Annotated in this window: 11 protein-coding genes; 5 read left to right on the top strand and 6 right to left on the bottom strand. The window is 64.0% G+C overall.

Annotated features, from left to right (window positions below):
• Positions 1–95: 95 nt before the first annotated feature.
• The 3 genes from Thiosp_RS02630 to Thiosp_RS02620 all read left to right on the top strand — a co-directional run bounded on the left by Thiosp_RS02630 (position 96) and on the right by Thiosp_RS02620 (position 9067).
• Positions 96–4094 (top strand): ATP-binding protein, encoded by a 3999-nt coding sequence (locus tag Thiosp_RS02630; RefSeq protein WP_201068826.1) that lies wholly within the window; start codon positions 96–98, stop codon positions 4092–4094.
• On the top strand, positions 4091–8050 hold the full coding sequence (locus Thiosp_RS02625; RefSeq protein ID WP_201068827.1) for an ABC transporter substrate-binding protein: 3960 nt from the start codon (positions 4091–4093) through the stop codon (positions 8048–8050). The genes Thiosp_RS02630 and Thiosp_RS02625 overlap by 4 nt, the downstream gene beginning before the upstream one ends.
• 99 nt (positions 8051–8149) lie before the next feature.
• Positions 8150–9067, top strand: coding sequence for a diguanylate cyclase (locus tag Thiosp_RS02620; RefSeq protein WP_201068828.1), 918 nt, complete (start codon positions 8150–8152; stop codon positions 9065–9067).
• A gap of 20 nt (positions 9068–9087) precedes the next feature.
• Here the strand turns inward: Thiosp_RS02620 and Thiosp_RS02615 are convergent, their stop codons facing one another.
• Together Thiosp_RS02615 and Thiosp_RS02610 are read right to left on the bottom strand one after the other, a co-directional pair.
• Positions 9088–9423: a type II toxin-antitoxin system RelE/ParE family toxin gene (locus tag Thiosp_RS02615; protein ID WP_242518934.1), complete on the bottom strand. Its 336-nt coding sequence runs from the start codon at positions 9421–9423 to the stop codon at positions 9088–9090.
• Positions 9424–9435: 12 nt separating this feature from the next.
• Positions 9436–9678 (bottom strand): ribbon-helix-helix domain-containing protein, encoded by a 243-nt coding sequence (locus Thiosp_RS02610; RefSeq protein ID WP_201068829.1) that lies wholly within the window; start codon positions 9676–9678, stop codon positions 9436–9438.
• Positions 9679–9866: 188 nt separating this feature from the next.
• Here Thiosp_RS02610 and Thiosp_RS02605 point away from each other — a divergent pair, with 188 nt between their 5' ends.
• Entirely contained in the window at positions 9867–10031 is a 165-nt protein-coding gene (locus Thiosp_RS02605; RefSeq protein WP_009148119.1) for a hypothetical protein, read from the top strand.
• 185 nt (positions 10032–10216) lie between these two features.
• On the opposite strand, the gene Thiosp_RS02600 is transcribed toward Thiosp_RS02605, so the two are convergent.
• The 4 genes from Thiosp_RS02600 to bcsA all read right to left on the bottom strand — a co-directional run bounded on the left by Thiosp_RS02600 (position 10217) and on the right by bcsA (position 18996).
• The gene (locus Thiosp_RS02600) at positions 10217–12781 is read right to left on the bottom strand and encodes a cellulose synthase subunit BcsC-related outer membrane protein (RefSeq protein WP_201068830.1); all 2565 of its coding nucleotides are present in this window, start codon (positions 12779–12781) and stop codon (positions 10217–10219) included.
• Positions 12738–13871, bottom strand: a complete 1134-nt coding sequence (locus Thiosp_RS02595) for a glycosyl hydrolase family 8 (protein ID WP_201068831.1) — start codon at positions 13869–13871, stop codon at positions 12738–12740. Before Thiosp_RS02595 ends, Thiosp_RS02600 begins: the two co-directional genes overlap by 44 nt.
• A gap of 115 nt (positions 13872–13986) precedes the next feature.
• Entirely contained in the window at positions 13987–16500 is a 2514-nt protein-coding gene (locus tag Thiosp_RS02590; protein WP_201068832.1) for a cellulose biosynthesis cyclic di-GMP-binding regulatory protein BcsB, read from the bottom strand.
• Between the two features lie 87 nt (positions 16501–16587).
• Positions 16588–18996, bottom strand: a complete 2409-nt coding sequence (gene bcsA, locus Thiosp_RS02585) for a UDP-forming cellulose synthase catalytic subunit (RefSeq protein WP_201068833.1) — start codon at positions 18994–18996, stop codon at positions 16588–16590.
• A gap of 335 nt (positions 18997–19331) precedes the next feature.
• On the opposite strand from bcsA, the gene Thiosp_RS02580 reads away from it, so the two are divergent.
• The gene (locus tag Thiosp_RS02580) at positions 19332–19721 is read left to right on the top strand and encodes a DUF3775 domain-containing protein (RefSeq protein ID WP_201068834.1); all 390 of its coding nucleotides are present in this window, start codon (positions 19332–19334) and stop codon (positions 19719–19721) included.
• Positions 19722–19754 lie beyond the last annotated feature (33 nt).

Genomic DNA, 19754 nt, shown 5'->3' with positions numbered 1-19754 from the left:
AACCCTCCCAACAGCCTGACGCCCCCCGACTTGCGGGTGAATCTTCCGCGCGAGCCGCTCGCTCGCGCGGGGAGCGGCAATCACTGCTTGCAATTGTGCTGCTCTGGCTACTGCTGCTCGGTCTCTTTGTCAGCCAGTATCTCATCGGCACGCGCGACCTCGCAGACCACCTGCTGGAGAGTGCGCGAGCCCGCGCCGAGAGCCTGGCAGTCACTGAAGAGTCGCTGGTTCTCGCGCGCTTAGCCGAGCTTGACCGCACGCTGGTGCAAATGCGCCAGATCCGCCCCATAACCGACGGCCCCGCTATGGCGGCTGCCGTGATGCGCCCGCATGGCGATCAGGTGCCGGTGGTGCTCGACTTCCTGTTGCTTGACCGTGACGGGAGCATCATCGCCTGGGCGTCGCCGGGCGAACCGCCCGAAGTGGCCGATCGCAGCTATTTTGTCCGCCATCGCGATGACCCGCGCGACACGCCGCTGCTGTCTGAGTTAATGGGCTCGCGCATCTACCCCGCTCATCATTTCCTCGCGCTGAGCCGACCGGTACTCGACGCGCAGGATCAATTCGCCGGCGCCGTGGTTGCCATCATGGGCGTGGAGTGGCTCGCCGAGGCTCTGGCCTTCACCGACCAACTGCCCGAAACATCGGTGACCATTACGACCCGCGCGGGAGAAATCATCGCGCAGCAACCGCAGCAGCAGCCGCGCATGGTCGGTCGCGTCGTGCCAGAAATCGCCACACTGAACGCCACTCCCAGCAGCATGGCATCTCCCAGCAGCATGGCATCGCGCATCATCGAGTCCACCGCAGAGACACCGCGCATGGTCTCGGTGCGCACCATGGAGGACTGGCCGCTGGCGGTGATGATCAGCGAGGACATCGCGCCTGTGATGGCTGCCATTGCCGATCACCGCCAGCAGCAGATGCTGAGCTGGACCCTCGCGGCCTTGGTGCTGAGCGGACTGCTTGCGACCTTGCTGCATCTGCTGCGCCGTCAGGCCCAGGCGGCCGCAGCGCTGTCGGCCAATCTGAATCTGACGCGGGCCAAAGAGCGCGCACTGCGCGAAAGCGAGTACAAATTCCGCTCGCTTGTCCAGAGTGTCCCTGGCGTGGTCTACCGTTGCCTGAACGAGCCGGGCTGGCCCATGGACTACATCAGCGACGGCATCGAGGTCCTGAGTGGCTACCCGGCAGCGGACTTTCTGGCCGAGGAGCCGCGCCGCTATGAGGACCTGATCCACCCCGAGGATCGCGACAGTGTCACTGAACAAGTGCACTGGGCCGTGAGCGCGCGCGAGCCCTTCGAGCTCAGCTATCGGATCATTCATCGCGACGGGGGCAGCCTCTGGGTGCAGGAAACCGGACGCGGCTGTTATGTCGAAGACGGGCGGCTCGAGTGGCTCGACGGCATCATCGTGAACATCACCGAGCGCAAACAGGCGGAGTCGCGCCTGCAAGAAATTACCGACTTCCACGCCATCGCCTCGCGCCTCGCGCTCGCCAATGCCAGCCTACGGATCGACACCATCGACGAGGGACTGACGCGCTGTCTGGAAATCCTCGGCACCCATCTGAACGCGGGTCGCGCCTACATCTTCAGCAACGACCTTAATGCCAGAACCTGGTCAAACACGCACGAATGGTGTCGCGAGGGTGTCCAGTGCAAGATCGACGAACTACAGAACGTACCCTTCGAAACCTTCCCCGGTCTGATCGACCAATTCCTGGTCGGCGAGCCACTCTACCTCAGCTCCTTCGACGCGCTGCCGCCACCGATGGCCGATGCGCGCGAGCTACTGCAAGCCCAATCCATCAATGCCTGTGTGATGCAGCCGATGCGCGTCGATGGCGATCTGATTGGCTTTGTCGGTTTCGACGATACCGAGCGCGAGCGCTCCTTCAGCCCGACTGAGCGCGCGCTGCTGCAACTCGCGGCCGATAACTTTGCCGCCACCCTCGGTCGCTACCAGCAGTATCTCGGCGAGCGCCAGGCGCGCGAGGCACAGGAGCGGCTGAACCAGGCGCTCAATCAGTCGATCCAGCACGCCAACGCCATGGCGGCGGAGGCCGATGCGGCCAACCAAGCCAAGAGCCGCTTCCTGGCCAACATGAGCCACGAGATTCGCACGCCCATGAATGCGGTCATTGGCATGACCTACCTCGCACAGCGCAAGGCCGTCGACCCGGAGCAACGCGAGCACCTCGACATGACCATGACGGCGGCCCAGCAACTGCTGGCGCTGCTGAACGACATCCTCGACTTCTCCAAGATCGAGGCCGAGCGCCTGGAGTTCGAACAGCGGCCCTTCGTGCTGGACTCTCTGCTCGACACCCTGAGGGCCATGATCCGCGAGCCGGCCGAGCGCAAGGGGCTCGCGCTGCACCTGGAGGTCGCGCCCGGCACACCGACACAGTTTATCGGCGACTCGCTGCGGCTGGGCCAGGTGCTGACCAACCTCGCCAGCAACGCGGTGAAGTTCACCGAGCAGGGAGCGGTTGGCGTGCGCGTCGCGGCCTTGCCAGCCGCGCCTGACGCCGAGGAGCAGGTGCTTCAATTCGAGGTCTGGGACACCGGTATCGGCATCGACAAGCAGGAGCTTCCGCGTCTGTTCACGGTCTTCTCCCAGGGAGACAGCTCCACCACCCGCCGCTATGGGGGCGCTGGCCTCGGGCTCGCCATCAGCAAGAGCTTGATCGAGCGCATGGGCGGTCGCATCGAGGTCGAGAGCACACCCGGGCAGGGCAGCTGCTTCCGCTTCACCGTGCGCCTGCGTGTCGACCGCGAACCGGCGCGGATGCCGCCGCACTCGCGCGCCGAGGCAGCCTCCGCGCCCCCAGGCGCGCCTGAGCTGTCCGCCCTGGACCGGGCGCGCCTGCGCGGTCGCCATGTGCTGGTGGTGGAGGACAACCGACTCAACCTCGAACTGGCCAAGGCGCTGCTCGCCGAGCTGGGCGTCCGGGTCACCACCGCAACCGACGGGCTAACCGGCGTCGAGCTCGCGCTGGCGCAGCGCTTCGACCTGATTTTTATGGACATTCAGATGCCGGAGCTGGACGGACTCGAGGCGACCCGCCGCATCCGTCGCGCCGAAGGGGAGCAGGCGCCGGGCGTTCCCATCATCGCGCTGACCGCCCATGCACTCACCGCAGATCGCGCCAAGAGCCTGACCGCGGGCATGAACGATCACCTGACCAAGCCCGTCGACCCTGTCAGCCTGTCCACCATGCTCAAGCGCTGGCTGCCGCCAGGCCCAGCGCATCCGGACACCGCACATCCGGCCCCAGCGCATCCGGAAACCGTGCTCGCTCTGGCCGACGACAAGCCGCGCGACTCTGAGCTCCAGCAACCCGACCGAGCGCCGGATACCGGGGGTTTGCTGCCTGAGGACTGGCCGCCGTTTGATTTGCGCGCGGCGAGCGCCCGTTGCAGCGGCAATCAGCGCCTGCTGCTGCGGCTGATCGCGCGCTTTGTCGAGGGCTTTGAGCAGGCCGATGCGCAGATCCGTGACGCGCTTGCGGCCGGTAATGCACGGGCCGCGAGCGAGCAACTCCATGCGCTTAAGAGCAACGCTGCCACCCTGGGACTCGGCGAGCTCGCCAGCACCGCCGCCGCGCTTGAAAAAGCACTGTCGGCGCAGAAGGAAGATGCCGCGCTGTCACGCACTGCCGCGCACAGGGACGCAGCACTCGAACGCTTGAGCGAGCAACTCGCCGCCGCGCTCGCGGCCGCACAAGCGCTGTGCGACAGGGCGCCGGCGCATGAACCCGAACAGGCCCCAGACGCCAGCCCAGAAGCAGGCCCAGAAGCGAGCCCAGCAACGAACCGGCAAGCAACCCAGGCAATCGATCAGGCCCCGTCCCCGGCTTCCATCGTCCTCATCGGCCCGCGTCTGGCGGAGCTGCGCGAGCAGCTTGCCGCCAATCGGATCAGCGCGCGGCGCACCTTTGCCGAGCTGCGCCCGCTGCTGGCGCAGGCAAGCGACCCACTGGCCCTGGATGATCTGGCTGCGGCGATCGAGCGGCTCGATTTTGCCGCCGCAGGTCAGCTGCTCGATCGCCTCCATGGCGGCAAGGCCGCGAGCACTGAGGCATGAAGATCACCAGCCGCCGCATGCGCCAACACGGGCTGCTGGTTGGCTTGCTCGCCGCCCTGCTGCTGGACGCCGCCCCCGGCATCGCGCTCGAGCCGGTGCGGGTGCAGCTCAAATGGACCCACGCCTTCCAGTTCGCCGGCTACTACGCCGCCCAGACCCAGGGCTACTATCGTGACGCCGGGCTGGAGGTCGAGTTGATCGAAGCCCGCCCCGACACCGACGTGGTGGCCGAGGTGGTCAGCGGTCGGGCGCAATTCGGCATCGGCACCAGCAGCCTGCTGCTTGCGCGCGCCGCCGGGCAGCCGGTGGTGGCGCTGGCGACCATTTTTCAGCACTCGCCGTTGGTGCTGCTCGCGCGGCGCGATAACGACCTGCAAAGCATCCATGATCTGGCCGGAAAACCGGTGATGATCGAGCGCCAGGCCGAGGAGTTGCTCGCCTATCTGGCGGCCGAGGACGTGCCGCTCGACACCATCGATATCATCGAGCACCAATTTGACTTCCGCGATCTGATCGACGGGCGCGCCCAGGCCATTTCTGCCTACTCAACCAACGAAGTTTTCTTTCTGCAACAGGCCGAGCTGCCGTTTTCCATCTACTCGCCGCGCTCGGCCGGGATCGACTTCTACGGCGACAATCTCTTCACCAGCGAGGCGGAACTGGACCGGCATCCGAGTCGGGTCGCCGCCTTTCTCGACGCCAGTCTGCGCGGCTGGGCCTATGCGCTCGCTCACCCCCAAGAGGTCATAGACGACATTCTGGCGCGCGACATCAGCGACCCGCCACCGAGCCGGGCCTTCCTGACCTTCGAGGCCGAGCAGACCGCCAAGCTGATTCGCGCCGATCTGGTCGAGATCGGCTATATGAACCCCGGTCGCTGGCAGCACATCGCCGCCGTCTATGCCGATCTTGGCATGCTGGAACGCGACTTTCCGGTCGCGGACATGCTCTATGGCGCGCCCGAACGCGGCGCACTGCCCGCCTGGCTGCGGCTTTCCATGGGCGGCGCGCTGGTGCTCATCCTGCTCAGCTTCGCGATTACCTGGCAGTTCCGGCGCATCAATCGCCGCCTGCGCGCGAGCCTGGCAGAGAGTGCGCGAATTCGCCACGAGCTGAGCCAAAGCGAGGAGAAATTCCGCCATCTCACCGAGCACTCAAGCGACATCATCTGGCATCTCGACAGTGATCTGCGCTTCACCTACATCAGCCTGGCCGATGAGCGCCTGCGCGGCTTCCCGCGCGAGGAGGTGCTTGGCCAGACCGTCTGGAGCCTGCTCAAGCCCGAGGGCATTGAGCAGATCCAGCAGGCCAACGCCCAGCGTCTGGAGCGCGAATCCCAGGCCAAGTCCACCAGCACCCAATGCTATGAGCTGGAGCAGAAATGCAAGAACGGTGGCTGGCTCTGGACTGAGATCAATGTCGCGCCCATGCGCAATGACCAGGGCCAGATCAGCGGCTACTACGGTGTCACCCGCGACATCTCCGCGCGCCGGGCGGCTGAGCTGGCTCTGCGCGCCAGCGAGCGTCGCTACCGGCTGCTGTTCGAGCGCTCCCCGGCCGGCGTGTTTCTGTTCGATCAGGATCTGCAACTGCTCGACTGCAACCAGCGCCTGGCCACCATCCTCCAGTCAACGCGCGAGCGGCTGATCGGTCTCGATCTCGGCAAGCTGCGTGATCGGAGCCTGATTCCCGCATTGCAGGCCGTACTCAACGGCGAGGAGGGTCTGTTCGAGGGGCTGTATCGCGCCACCACCAGCGAGGCCGAGGTGTGGCTATCGGGGCGCGTGGCGCCGCTATACGACGACGCTGGTCGCATCTCAGGTGGCATCGCGGTGTTTGAGGATGTCGGCGAGCGCAAGCGCGCGGAAGCCGTGATCGAAGCCTCCCGCCAGGAGCTGGAGCGGGCCAACCGTGCCCTGCGCGCATCCAGTCAGGAGGCGATGACCATGGCCGAGCGTGCCGAGGCGGCCAATCGCGCCAAGAGCCAGTTCCTCGCCAACATGAGCCACGAAATCCGCACGCCGATGAATGCCGTCCTTGGTATGACACACCTGACACTGCGTACCGAGCTGACCGACCATCAGCGCAACTACCTAAACGAAATCCAGACAGCCGCCCAAAGCCTGCTGCTGATCATCGACGATATTCTGGACTTCTCGAAAATTGAAGCGAACAAGCTGGTGCTCGAACACGCGCCCTTCCACCTGCGCCCGGCACTCACCCAGATTGAACGTCTCCTGGGCGTCAAGGCACAGGAGAAGGGCGTCGCCCTGCGCTTGGAGCTAGCTCCCGACCTGCCCAACCAACTCCAGGGCGACCGCTTGCGCCTCGGGCAGGTGCTGATCAACCTGATCAACAACGCGATTAAATTCACCACGCAGGGTCAGGTGGTACTGCGTGTCGCGCCTGCCGCTGCGCCAAAAGAGGACGAGCCCCCCCCGGAGCAGCCTGACACAATCACGCTGGACTTCGAGGTGAGAGATACCGGCGTCGGCATGAGCGAGGAGCAGATGGCGCGGCTGTTCGAACCTTTCGCCCAAGGCGACAGTTCAATCACCCGCCGTTATGGCGGCACCGGACTCGGGCTGGCCATCAGCCGGGAGCTGGTCGAACGGATGGGCGGCACACTCTGGGTCAGGAGCGAGTTGGGGCAAGGCAGCACCTTCGGCTTCGCTCTAGCGTTCGAACGGGTCGCGGATTCCGCAACCGATCACGAGCCAGTCCCCGCCGAAGCGCCAACGCTCGACCTGCAGGGTCGCCGGCTGCTGGTGGCCGATGACAACCGGGTGAATCGGGTGCTGATTGAGGAGTTGCTGCGACCCTTCGGGGCGAGCATCGCGACCGCCGACAGCGGAGAAGCCGCGGTCGCCCGCGTCACCGCAGAGCCCTTCGACCTGGTGCTGATGGACATCCAGATGCCGGGCATGGATGGCCTCACCGCCACCCGACGCATTCGCGCCTGGGAAGAGCGCCAAGCCGACCAGTCGCATCTCCCCATCATCGCGATGACAGCGCATGCGCTGCGCGGTGATGAGGCCAAGAGCCTGGCCGCCGGGATGGACGCGCATCTCACCAAGCCGATTGACCTGGACAAGCTGGTTGCCACCCTGGCACGCTGGCTGCGCGCGGAGTTGGCCAGCGCCGGGGCGACGGATTGGCCGGTGGAGCGGGCGACCGGACAGCCGACGGGTTGGCCGATGACCCGCGAAGCCGGGCATGCAAGCGCGGATAACTCAGCCGGCCCTCCGCCGCTGCGTGACTGTCCGCCCTTTGAGATCGCCGCCGCGCTGCACCGCTGCAACGACGACCTCGCCCTGCTGGTCAAGCTGATCGATACCTTCGTTGCCGAGTTTGCGGACTTGGTTCCAGAGCTGCGCGCACACCTGCAAGACGGGCACTGGGCGCAGGCGCGGCTGCGGGCGCATTCGCTCAAAGGTTCCGCCGCGACCCTGGCCTTGGAGTCACTCGCCCGCGCGGCGCGCGAGCTGGAAGCCGCCATCGAAGCCACGGCCCAATCGCTCCCGGAGAGCTCGAATGCCCAGCCGCTTGCGTCCAATTTACCCGCGTCACTCGCCAGCGCTCTTGCGCACCTGGAAACCCTGCTGCCCGCCGCGCTGAGCGCTGCCCGCCAACTGCTCGGGGAGGTCCGCATTCCCGCCGCCGCGCCCGATCCGGCGAGCGATGTCGCGAAGCTGTCTCAAACAGACCTCGACGAAGCCCTGCAACATTTGCGTGACAAGCTAGACATAAATGCTGTTGATGCGCGCCTAGACTTTCAGAACCTGCGACAATCCCTGGAAGCGCGCATCAGCTCCCCGGACATTGAGGCGCTGGCCGCCGCGCTCGCCAGACTGGACTTCCCTAATGCGAGCAAGCACCTCGGTGCTATCGTGGAACAGTTGAGGACGGCTTCTGCTTCTGTGTCTGCTCAGGTTCCCGCTCCTGCTCCTAATTGAGGGTTAGGGCCAGTCATCTCCTCCGGTTTCTACTTAGGCTTCGATTTAGACTGTGGTCATCGCCACCCAATCGCCCTCCAATCACCCGACCACACGCGCATGAACCAGCCACGGATTCTGATCGTCGATGATGAGACCATCAACATCGAGCTGATTGCCAAGATATTCATGGACGACCATGAAGTGCTCTTCGCCACCGACGGCGCCAAAGCACTGGAGTTGGCCGCCAGCACCAACCCCGACCTGATCTTGCTCGATATTATGCTGCCCGGCATGGACGGCTTCGAGATCTGCGCGCGCCTGAAAACCGAGCCTCACACCGCCGATATTCCAGTCATCTTCATCACCGGGCGCGACGATATCGAGACCGAGACGCGCGGCCTGGCGCTGGGTGCTGTGGACTACATCACCAAGCCGATTAACCCCCAGATCGTGCGCATGCGGGTCGGCAATCACATCGAGCTCAAGCGCGCGCGCGACCGCCTGACGGAGCTCGCCACCACCGACGGCCTGACCGGCCTGGCCAACCGCCGGCGCTTCGACGAAGTGCTGGAGCGTGAAGTGCAGCGCCACCTGCGCAGCCACGAGCCGCTTACGGTCATCATGCTCGACATCGACCACTTCAAGCTCTACAACGACACCTACGGCCATCTACGCGGCGACGACTGCCTGCGCGCCATCGCCTGCTCCATACATGGCTCCTTGTTGCGCGCCACCGATCTGGCCGCCCGCTACGGTGGCGAGGAGTTTGCCTGCATCCTGCCCGACACCGGCGCGCTCGAAGATGTCAAAGCCATCGCCGAGCGCATCCGCACCAACGTCATCGCACTCAAAATCCCGCACGAGACCTCGCCCACCGCCCCCCATGTCACCGTCAGCCTCGGCCTGGTCAGCTGCTACTGCACCCAGAGTCTGCAACCCGAGCAACTCACCGCCGCCGCCGACAAACAGCTTTACCTGGCCAAATCGCAGGGGCGCAATCGCTATGCCCTCGAGCAACCAGATCGGAAATCGTAAGCTTCCCGTTCTATTTTTCCTCAAGGGGCGCCATCTCCACGATCACTCTGCAAGATCGCCGGAATATCGCGACGGCGGTGGAGGACACGTAACACATCGACCCGATCCGGTAGATCGACATAGAAGACTACGTACGGGAATCGCCTGACTTGGAAGCATCGCAGACCGCTGCGTTGCAGCGGGTGGGCGTATCGGAGGGAGCCGATCGCGGGCCGTTCGGCAATCAGTTGCAGAGTTCGCTCGATGGCATCGATAAACCTCAACTCCAGAGCCTCGCCGCCCTGGGCAAAATGAAAATCAGCCGCTTCCTCCAGATCTTTGCTTGAGCGCTCGCGGCGGATAACGGGCTTAGCCATCAGGCCTGCCGATCAGGTAGCAGTCGTTCGGTGCTTGGCACGGCTCCGCAGATCGTCGAAATACCCCTTGTCAAACTGGCCTTCTATCGGCGAGCTGGCACCATCGTCGATCAGGGTGCGAAATCTCACCACTTCGCGGTGCTCACGGATCAGCTGGCGGAGGTATTCACTGGTGCTGGTATAGCTTGACGCCACGACCTGCTCGTTGACAAAGTCGCGCAGATCATCCGAAAGGGAAATGTTGATTGTCGCCATGGTTGCCCGCTCCCGATTGGCAAGTTTTGCCAAAGTATAACGCCGCTGTCTTGGTGGACGAAGGTCTTGGAAATCTCGCCGCAGGCCATAGCTATAGTTTCGAGGCGGTTGCGGATTCGCAATCCGCTCTTTAGAGACTCTTGAAATACAGCCTTTGGCTTATCCTGCTTCGGACGGAGGAATCACTGATGAAGACGCGCAACATGAACCTGCTCGGCACCCTGGCATTCGGCCTGATCCTTGCCTTTGGCGCTCTGGGAACCGCTACGGCTGGCGACGGCAAAAGCTGTGGCGGCAAAAAGGACGGCGATAAATCCGCCGCTGTGAGCATCCCTGCCAAAGCCGTCGCCTGAGCTGTCTGATCGAGTTCAACACCATCTTGCCGGTGCAAAGCCGGCAGGGTGGTGTACTTCAGGCGAATCAGGCTCAGCGAAGATGATTCGCGAAACGCGGTCTCTTCGCTCCCTTCACCGTGTATGTCATGGATTCATTCTCCGGGCTGGCCGGGACCATGAGCGTTAGCTAGACAAAACCCGAATCAGGGTGAAATGCTCTCGGACAGCAGATCGCTGCTGAAGACGGCCGGTCTGGGACTGAAAAGGCGGCGGACGAAGAGCATGCCGCTGAATTCATCGAACTGGGGGCTGTAGTCGGCTGACAGGGTTCCGCCGAGCTGCCAGTATGAGCTGAGGCGCATTACGCCCTCTAGGCGCAGTGAGCCGCCCAACCCCTGTTTGCGCGAATCGGCATAGGTTCCATTGATGCCTGGGTCGAGCAAGCCTGCTGAGAGTCCATTTTGTGGCAGGCCGAGTGGATACCAGGGACTTTCGGCTTCATTCTGCATGCGCCAGCCGGCGCGGGCGGAGCCGCGTACCAACCAGTGCGCGGCCTCGCGGGTCTGAAAATCGAGCGCCAGCATCACGCCGAGGTCGAGGTCGGGGCTGTAGTAGCCGCCGTGGCCCCAGGTGAAGTGGTTGAGGTTGCGCTCGAAGTGCCGGTATTCCAGGGCCGGCCCCAGGGTCAAGTAGGCGAAGTCCGGGTGATTCAGGTTGCGCCCGAGTGACAGGCCAGCCTCAATGCCGAAATTGTCCTCCACGTCGGTGCCACGATAGGCATGCGCCCGCAGCAGACCGCTCAGGGTCCAATCGGGATTGAGCAACATCCAGCCGTCGAGAGAGACACCGGTGCGCGACACCCGCCCCCAGGCATTGCCGGTGACAGGATCAACCATGCCGGTGTAGGACAGTAGGGATTCGCGCAGCGGGAGATGCTCGAAGGTGGCCGTCCAGGCGAAGTTCGACTGGCGCCGCTCGACGCCGAGCAGACCCTGCCAGCCCGCCGGTAGTGCCCCTTCGGTCGGTGTCTGGCCGATGGCGGCAACGAGTTGCCAGTCCCCCAGTTGCAGGCGCTGATCGTTCAGGCTCAGCATCCAGCTCAGGCCGCCCTCGACCTGGTTGTCGCGGCGCGCGGCTTGCCACTCTGAAAACTGGCCCAAGGATTGTTGCTGCGCGCTGCGCGATGGCCAGGAGCCGAGCAGCGCGTCGGCATCCGGCTTGCCGGCATCCAGCGAGATGCGCTCGACAGCCAAGGACAGGCCGACTTCACCTAGCCAGCCGCTGGCCAGCAGCAGTGGCTCGGTGCGCTCATCCAGGCGGCTCAGGCCCGGATCGCCGCTGCGGCTGCGCCAGCCGAGTCCGAGCGCCAGTGCCGGGCTTTCGATGTTCTCAAGCGCCGGATTCAGGCTCGGGTCGAGCCGGTAGGCGCGCAGGAACTGGCTCTGGTCAAAGCGGGTTTGGGCCTGTTCACGACGCCACAGATCCCGCAGTGGGCCAGGGGCTTGTGCCAGCGCGCGCAGTTCGCCTCGGTCGCCAAGCTTCTCGAGGCTCTGTAGCAGACCCTCGGCACTTGGCTTGTCCGGCTCGGCTTGGTAGAGCGCCTGGAAGGTGTCGGTCGCTCGCCGATAGTCGCCGAGCTTGAAGTCGTTCCAGCCGGTGAGCATCTGGGTGTCGCGATCTGCGGGCGAGAGTTCTTGGGCCGCGCTCAACAGGCGTCCCGCCGCTTGATAATCGCCTTGCTGATGTTCTCGCACCGCCAGCGCGCGCAGGGCGCCAGCTGCCGACTTGCGCAGCGCGGGCCAGCGTTGCGTGCTGGTCTCAGCCTGGGCCAAAAGCGGATCGGGCTCGCCTAGGGCGGAGAGCGCCAGCAGTTCGCCTTTGGCCGCCTCGCTGCTTCCGCGCCAGCGCAAGGCTTGCTGGAAGGCGGCCAGTGCCTGCTGTGGCTGATCCAGTGCGAGCCGCGCCCAGCCAACCTGGGCCATGGCCGAGGCATCGCGTCGCGCTTGCATCGTCTTGAGCCAGGGCTTCAGGGTGTTGAGTGCCGCTCCCGGCTGGCCGCGGCTTTGCTGGCGACCGGCGCGGGTCAGTGCCTCGGCGTAAGGATCGGGCCGTGCCGGCGCGGCGGGCTCGCCAGCTACGGCTGGGGCGGAGGGTTTCGCCTGCTCGGCCAGGTGATGGTCCAGCCAGAATAGCAACTCGGTCGGGGGCTGCCAGTTGGGGTCCTCATTGCGCAGCCGGGCGATGTCACGCTGCAATTCGTCGTAACGCCCCGCATTTAACAGTGCCCAGAGTGCTGGCTCGGCGCGGCGGCCGGCGGAGTAGATGGGTTGGGCTGCCCGCACTGCCCCGGCTGGTAGTTCCGGCAGGTCCTGCCCCGGTTGTGGGGTGTAGCGCACCTCGGTGTCCGGGGCATTGCGCACTTCCACCCCCGACCTCTGCTCGCGAACTTTGACGTCCGCTGCCTCGCTTGATAATTCGACGGTCTGTGCATCGGTCGAGACTTCGACACCTGGGGCGGGGGGGACCACATCCGTCGCACCCTGCTGCGGACTGGCTTGTTGTCCGGTCAGATTGTTCTGATCGGTCTGGGTGCCCGTGTTCTGAGATCCGTTGTTTTGGGCGCCAGTAGACTGAGCATTCGCACCTTGGCCGCAGCCGAGAAGGCCAGTCCAAAGAATCAGGGCGAGCAAAGCCGCCCGATCAGACAGGAGCGCACGGGCGGGATCACTGCCCATCGCCGAAAGTTCCGAGACAGGGGCTTTGGCCATCTTTGCCTGAGTGCCGGCACCAGCCCTCGCCGGCCATGGCAGTGAACAGGCGCAAAGAGGCCGAGTAGTAGTCGAGCCCGGAATCCTCGCCATCTGGCAAGGCGGACAGGCGCAGCAGCGCGACGCCATGATTCTCATCGCCACTAGTCGCAACAAAGCGCGTCAGTCCAGCAATGGAGGCAATGCCCAGGGGTGCCGCGTTGCTGCTGATGGCGTCGGTTTTCAGGTCCACCCAGTCTGGCTGCCAGGCCCAGCCCTGCTGCCCCTGCCAGTAGGCGCCAATGCGCGCGATGGGCTCGCCAGCCTGCCCGTGCCAGATCCAATACAGCGGCACCCGCACCGCGTCATAGCTGAAACGCGGCGGGAACTGATCCGGCAGGTTGAAGCCGTCCGCTTCTGACCAGGCCACCCAGTCTGGTGGCAGTTGCCAGCGCCCGAAGCGCAGCTTGCCGATCAGGTCGGCGCCGGATTCAATCAGCGCAGCCCATTCCTTGGCCTTCGGTTGCAGTTGGGCTAGCTCGTCAAAGGCCGGAAAAACCCAATAGGACAGATTGAGCGTCAGGGTCTCATCGTGCTCAAACCCCTCGGTGCCTGGCAGCAGCAGTGCGCCGGCTTTGGTCTGACGGACCAGCTTGGCGCGAATGTCATCGGCGATTTTGCCCGCAGCGCTGAGATATTCAGGCTTGTCCCAGCAGCGCCCGGCCAGCGCCAGGGACCAGGCGATGAAGAGATCCCCGTCGGTGGCATTGTTTTTGTCGTCGACGTGGGGGTCAGCATCTGGGCGCCAGCGCCAGGCGGCGAGATGATCGCCGCGCACATAGAGATTTTTCTGCGTCCATTGCCAGATGCGCGCGAAATCCTCGCGCTGGTTGTAATGGAAAGCAAGCCGCATACCGAAGCCCTGCCCCTCGGAATGCGAGATGCCACCATTGCCGGTGTCGCGCACCCGCCCGTCCTGGTCCAGCACCAGGGCGGCATAGCGCTGCCAGTTGGCTGGGTCGGCGGCGGTTGGACAGTCTGCTGATGGCTCGGTTGCGGCGCCCGCCGGCTGGGTCAACACCAGTATCGGCACCACTATCAGCGCCAGCATTGATCGCCAAGCGCGAGGCACCAAAGTCCCGGCGGGACGAGCATGTGCATCAGCATAGAGCCCATCATTAACGCCAGTTTGGGTGCGGGGAATGCGGTGGAAGCGACGAAAGACATCAAGCATCTTCAGGTACCTGCGGATGACGGCGGCGGCGGAAACGCCCGGTAACCACGAACAGCAGCGAGGCGAGCAGTACCGCCAGCAACAATGTCACACTGATGAGCGCGGCAGGATAGGCACTGAGCAGATAATTCAGCCAGGTGCCGGTACTGACCTCGCCGACGGTGAAGGTGCGTTGCGGCAAGCGGCTCAACAGGCTTTGTTCGGTCTGCTCCCAGAGCACCATTCCGCCTTTGAGGTTGTACCAGAAGTCCGGTTGCACCAGGCGCGCGGTGCGCTCTTGCAGGAGCTCTGGGGTGCGCGCGGTCAGCATCAGCACGGCGCGTCCAGGTGTATTGGGCGACTCGAAACTGAAGAGTGCGCCGCGCTCGCCAAGCAGGTCGCCTGAGGGCCGGGTGGAGCTTCCGGGTTCCGTCAGTCCGAATCGGGCGTCAAAGCGGCCCAGTCGGCCCTCGGGCGGATCGAACCAGCGCTCGATGCGGGCGAGCCCCCGCTCGGCCCATTGTTTATCCGGTTTAGCGGGCATGACTGCCTCCAGCACCGGATAGTCGATCCGGACCTGACCATCACGGCAACTGATGGGCCCGGCGGCGCAGAGCTTGGATTTCAGCACCGGCACGGCCCCGATCATCAGCAGATCGCGGTCCTCGTTGGGCTGTTGCTCGTTGATATTGGAACCAATGCTGGCCCGAAACAGCGGCACCCCGGTGATCTGCGCCATGCGGCCAAGCAGGGTCCAGGCGGCGGAGGCGGTGGCGGGCGTGGCATCACCCAACTCCACGGCAAGATCGCTGCCGGTGGGATCACGCAACCACGGGTAGCCTGCACGCGCGAGCAATTCCAGGTCTGGCAGGGTGGCGAGGCGCTGCACCGGCGGCAGTTGCAGGCTGGATTCGGCGTCAATCGTCAGCAGCAGGTTCTCGCCCTGGCGCATATCACATTCACCGGTGTAGGAAGGCACCAGCATCGGCGCAAGATCGAGCTGATTGCTTCCTGGCCGCAGCAGACTGAGCGGGAAGCGGATCTGATAACCGCGTTCGACACTGCCGGCTGGCTGATCGAGCGGAATGGCGCGCACAAAAACGCCATTCAAGCTCAGATTTAGCACCGAGTCGCCGCGCAGGCGCGCGCCATAGGAGAAATTCAGCGTCACCACGCCTTCGAGCGGCCGGCCCGGGAAGAAGCCCGCCGGCACCCAGAAATTGAGCCCGAGCGAGGTCGGCAAGTCAGCCAGCACATCGCCGCCCTCGCCGGAGAAGAGTGTTGCCGGCAACAAGGGGCTGGTCAGCGTGGTGGTCGACGCACCCAGGTCGGCAAAGCTGGCGACGGCGCCGTCAATCAGCGCGCGCGGGCCGGTGTTGTCGGGAATATCAGGCAGCTCCAGTGTTTTGATCAGGGCTGATGGCATAGCCGGCAGTGGCTCGCGCATCACACCCAAGGCGGTGGCCGCGCGTGTGACCTCCGCTTCATCTCGGCCTGAAACCACCAGGGCCACCCAGGGTTCTGCGGCTTCGCCCGCCGTGCCGGCAAGGTCCCGGCTGCTACGGATACCCAGATAGGCATCGGTGACGGTGTCGGCCCAGTCCGCTCCCAGCGCACCTTTTAGCTGGTCGCGGGTTCCAACCAGCACGATGTCGCCATAGTGCGCGTTGACCTGCTTGGCAAAGGGGTGCAGCGGTTCGAGCCGAGACTCGAGCGGATTGAAGAGCAGGCCAATCGCCGCTGCTTGTGCCACCAGCGCGCCCCAGCGCAGCTGATCGGCATCGGCCTTGCCGTCCGTGAGCGGCATCAGGATGCGCAAACGGCCTTGCCCCCAGCGATGGCGTTTGACAAAGTTATTGATGCCGGAGAGTTTAAGAGTCGGAAACAGACGCTGATACTCAAGCGTCAGAGTCGAAGCCTTGGCATCAATCTGCGTCCAAAGCTCGGGTGCCCTCGGGTCCTCGCAACTCGGCCGATTGGTGTGCTGCGCGACCGAGAACTCGAGATAATTGGAACCGACCTCAAGCAGATCGCGCGGCAGAGGAATGCGTGCCTCACCTTCGGGGCGTTCCGGGTCGAGCGCGAATTGCCCGATGATCAGGCCATTCAGCGCCACGCGTAATTGCGAGCGGTCGCGCACCAGGCTGCCGGAGTTGCGGTATTTGAGCCTGAGCGTGAAGGCCTGGACATCCCAGGCTGCCGGCAGCGGCAGGGTGACACTCGCCCGAGCCTGAGCGCCCTGCAGCATGATGCTGGTCTTTCCGTACAGGAAGCTGGCCAGGTCCTGCTCCGCGCGCAGGGGTGCTGCGCCATTGTCCGGCTGCTTGGTGGATTGACCTATTGCCTGGCCCATTGACGGACTTTTTGACGGGTTAGGCGACTGGTCGGTTGCTTGATCAGTTGGCTGACCGGCTGGCTGATCGGCTGGCGGATTTGCCGGTTGCACGGCGGCGGGCGCGGCGGCATCCGCTGCTTGCGGCGCGGCATCCTGGGCGATCACCATCGGCGACAGCGCGATAGTGGTCATCAGCAGGAGCGCCGATCCCGGCAACCCTCGAGAGGGACCAAAACAGAGTCCATGGTGCACGATCATTTTCCTCATCAAACGATAAAGTTATTCCGACTGGGCAAGGGACAGGGCGGCGGTGACTGGAGGTTGCGAGGGCGGCGGCTTGTGAGCGTCGGGAGACGCTGCGGAGCCTGAGCGGAGATGCTGCTCGGACTGTCCCGGGGCATATCGTTCGCCATGCCGGTGATTTTGCCACCGATCTTGCCATTGGCGCGCCAGGTTGCGCCCCAAAAATCGCAGATGCGCGAGGCCATATTGCACCACCAGCTGCAACATGATGCGGCTCGCGGGAAGAATGCCGACACGCTGGTCGCGCGCCTGCAAGATGGTGCGCCAGCGCTCGCTGTCGCCAAAGACCAGGCGCACGATGGTCGCCTTCTCCGCAGTGCTCAAGGCGCCGTCCTTGCCGACGAACAAGCAGCCAAGCCGCAGGTCGTCACCGAAGGGCTGACGGTCGCGGATATCCACATGCACCTCGACGAAATCGGCCGCCGCGCGCTGCACCAGCACGCGCACCCGCGAAAGCTCCGCGATGCGCTCGCCCACTTGGGCATCGACCACCAGCCCAATTCCGGTGGCCGAAAGGTCCCAGGTGCGACAGGGCAGCCAGTCGTCCCCGCATTTGATGTGCGCTTCAGCGTCGATGTCGAAGCGCGGCGCCGCGCGGCGCTGCTGTCGCTCGAGCAGGGCGCCCAGGGCACCGATCAGCAACAGCAGGTTCAGGGAATTCCAGAACAGGGTGACCAGGTCGGTCACCAGGCTGCCGGGCACTAGCGCGACCCGGATCAAACCGGCCAGCATGCCGGCGAGCGACAGCCCGATCAGCCAGTAGATGGGTCGCGCCAGCGGGGAGATGAAGTCCTGACCCGACACCTCGCCCTTGGCGGTGACGGCAAAGTGCGGCGCGCGCGGCTGACGGATGACGGTGATCAGGGGCTTGATGAGAAAAAAGCTCAGCGCCGTCTCGTAGAATTCCGAGACAAAGCTCCAGCGCGCGTTGCCATAGAGGTAGTCGATAACGATCAGCACCCCGATCAGGTGCGGGATCATATAGGCCAGCAACTCGTTAAAATTCGCGTTAAAAATGCCAAGCCCGAAGAAAAGGTAGGCCAAGGGTGCGAAGAGGAAGATCAGTCGGGCGAAGGGAAACCACCAGAACATCATGCTATTTAAGTAGCCAAGCTGCTGCCACCAATGCACTCGCCCGCCTGATCGCAGTGGATTTTTGAGTAAAAACAACTGCATCATGCCCTGCGCCCAGCGCGCCCGCTGGGTCACCAGAGAGCTGAAGGTCTCGGGCTGCAAGCCGGCGATCATCGGCCGCCAGATGTAGGCGCTGTCATAGCCGCGGCGATGCAGCTCCAGCGCGGTTTCGGCATCCTCAGTGATGGTCTCGCCCGCCAGACCGCCGACCTCATCCAGACAGCTGCGCCGCAGCACAGCGGCTGAGCCACAAAAGAAGGATGCATTCCAGAAGTCGAGCCCGCGCTGGATGTTGGTATAGAACATCTCCTGCTCGCTCGGCATGCGCTGAAAGATCGCGAGGTTTTTCTCGATCGGGTCCGGGCTCAGAAAGAAATGCGGCGTCTGCACCAGAAACAGCTTGGGATTGCGCAGAAACCAGCCGACGGTGTTGCGCAAAAAGTCCCGTGTTGGCACATGGTCAGCGTCCAGTATCAGCACCAGTTCGCCATGCACCTTGGGCAGCGCATCGTTGAGATTGCCGGCCTTGGCTGAATGATTGCGCTCGCGGGTCAAATACTGCACACCGAGCTGCTCGCACAGGGCATTCAGCTCTTGGTGGCGTGCCTCGGCTGTCTGACGGCGTTCCGGGTCCGCCTGGCTGCGCTTTTCGATTGTGCCGCCGTCATCGAGCAGATAGACCTTGAGCTTGTCGGCCGGGTAGTCGATGTCGCGCGCGCCAAGCAGGGTGGTCTCGAGCAACTCGGTGCTCTCGTTGTAGCTAGGGATGAGCACATCTACGCTCGGCCACTGAGATCTATCCGCCGGCAGCGGCGCCACCGGGCGGGTGATCGGGCGCAGAGAGACGAACATGCCCAAGATCAAAATGACGAAAGCGAAGACTTCCCCAGCATAGAGCAGCAGCCCGAGGGCGAAATCCACCACACCCTCAGTTGGCAGGGTATAGAAGGCACGCCACAGCAAATAGCGGGTGCTGACGAAGAGCCCTAGCGTCAGTAGCACAAAACGCAGGATCAGCCCAAGATTGCTGACATAAAGGTGGCGCAGCGCCACCGGGCGCAGCGCAATCATGGTTAGCACCAGGGCAGCCGCCAGCAGTAACTGCTCCCAGATCGACTGTGGCATGGCCGCTAGCACCAGGAGCGACAGCACGACAAACGCCGTCAACATGGCCCAGGCAAAGCCCGTAATCGCGCCCGGCTGAAGTGTCAGCGAGTCATCCGGCGACAATGAAGGCTTGGATTTGGACATCCGACTGAGTATAGCAGAGGGTCAATCCACGGGACGATCAAGACACAACAGCCTCATGCACGAAGCCATCAACATAAAAGCCCTTACGGATACGTAGGCGGACTGACGTTCATATTTCGCCCCCAAACAAGTCAAACACGAAAAGCCGCTCAGGTCACTGGCGACTCGAATCACAGCATCCTTTGCGCCCTGTCAGCCATGCGATAGCAAAAGCCGTAGTAAACTGCCCACCGACAGAGAGAAAATCATGCCCAACAGAGCGCCGCGCCCCGCGCTAGAACAGCACCAGCGCAGGCTCAGGTACCAAGGGCCGACACCACACCTGGGGAGACCTCATGCACCTGCATATCCGGCTTGAAACACTATGCTGCATCATCGCGCTGGCGCGGGAGTTCCAGGCCAAGGAAGAAGTCGTCATTCCGGATTCACCAGCCGCCCCCACCGAGGACTGGGCACTGCAAATTCTCGCCGACCACAGCGAGGACTACAGCTTAAACCAGATGCGTCAGACCATCGCCGACATGGGCGAGCGCCAACGCGCCGAACTGGTGGCATTAATGTGGGTCGGACGGGGCGACTACAGCATTGACGAATGGGAAGAATGCGTCGATGAAGCCCTGGGCGATTTCAGTATTCGCGCCTGCGAGTACATCCTGGCCCACCCGATGATCTCCGATCACCTAGAAGAAGGCCTGATCGCGCACGGGCTGTCCTGCGAGGATTAGCCCCGCCCGTGCGCTGGCCACGGCAGAGACCAT

The sequence above is a fragment of the Thiorhodovibrio litoralis genome (assembly GCF_033954455.1).
In the GTDB taxonomy this organism is placed as follows: Bacteria; Pseudomonadota; Gammaproteobacteria; order Chromatiales; family Chromatiaceae; genus Thiorhodovibrio; species Thiorhodovibrio litoralis.
The sequence above is the reverse complement of the archived record's forward strand: the minus strand, read 5'-3'. Positions and strand labels throughout refer to the sequence as shown.

Coding starts and splice junctions, on each gene's coding strand:
- Thiosp_RS02625 (WP_201068827.1), top strand. CDS start 4,091: ATGAAGATCACCAGCCGCCGCATGCGCCAACACGGGCTGCTGGTTGGC.
- Thiosp_RS02620 (WP_201068828.1), top strand. CDS start 8,150: ATGAACCAGCCACGGATTCTGATCGTCGATGATGAGACCATCAACATC.
- Thiosp_RS02615 (WP_242518934.1), bottom strand. CDS start 9,423: ATGGCTAAGCCCGTTATCCGCCGCGAGCGCTCAAGCAAAGATCTGGAG.
- Thiosp_RS02610 (WP_201068829.1), bottom strand. CDS start 9,678: ATGGCGACAATCAACATTTCCCTTTCGGATGATCTGCGCGACTTTGTC.
- Thiosp_RS02605 (WP_009148119.1), top strand. CDS start 9,867: ATGAAGACGCGCAACATGAACCTGCTCGGCACCCTGGCATTCGGCCTG.
- Thiosp_RS02600 (WP_201068830.1), bottom strand. CDS start 12,781: ATGGCCAAAGCCCCTGTCTCGGAACTTTCGGCGATGGGCAGTGATCCC.
- Thiosp_RS02595 (WP_201068831.1), bottom strand. CDS start 13,871: ATGCTGGCGCTGATAGTGGTGCCGATACTGGTGTTGACCCAGCCGGCG.
- Thiosp_RS02590 (WP_201068832.1), bottom strand. CDS start 16,500: ATGACCACTATCGCGCTGTCGCCGATGGTGATCGCCCAGGATGCCGCG.
- bcsA (WP_201068833.1), bottom strand. CDS start 18,996: ATGTCCAAATCCAAGCCTTCATTGTCGCCGGATGACTCGCTGACACTT.
- Thiosp_RS02580 (WP_201068834.1), top strand. CDS start 19,332: ATGCACCTGCATATCCGGCTTGAAACACTATGCTGCATCATCGCGCTG.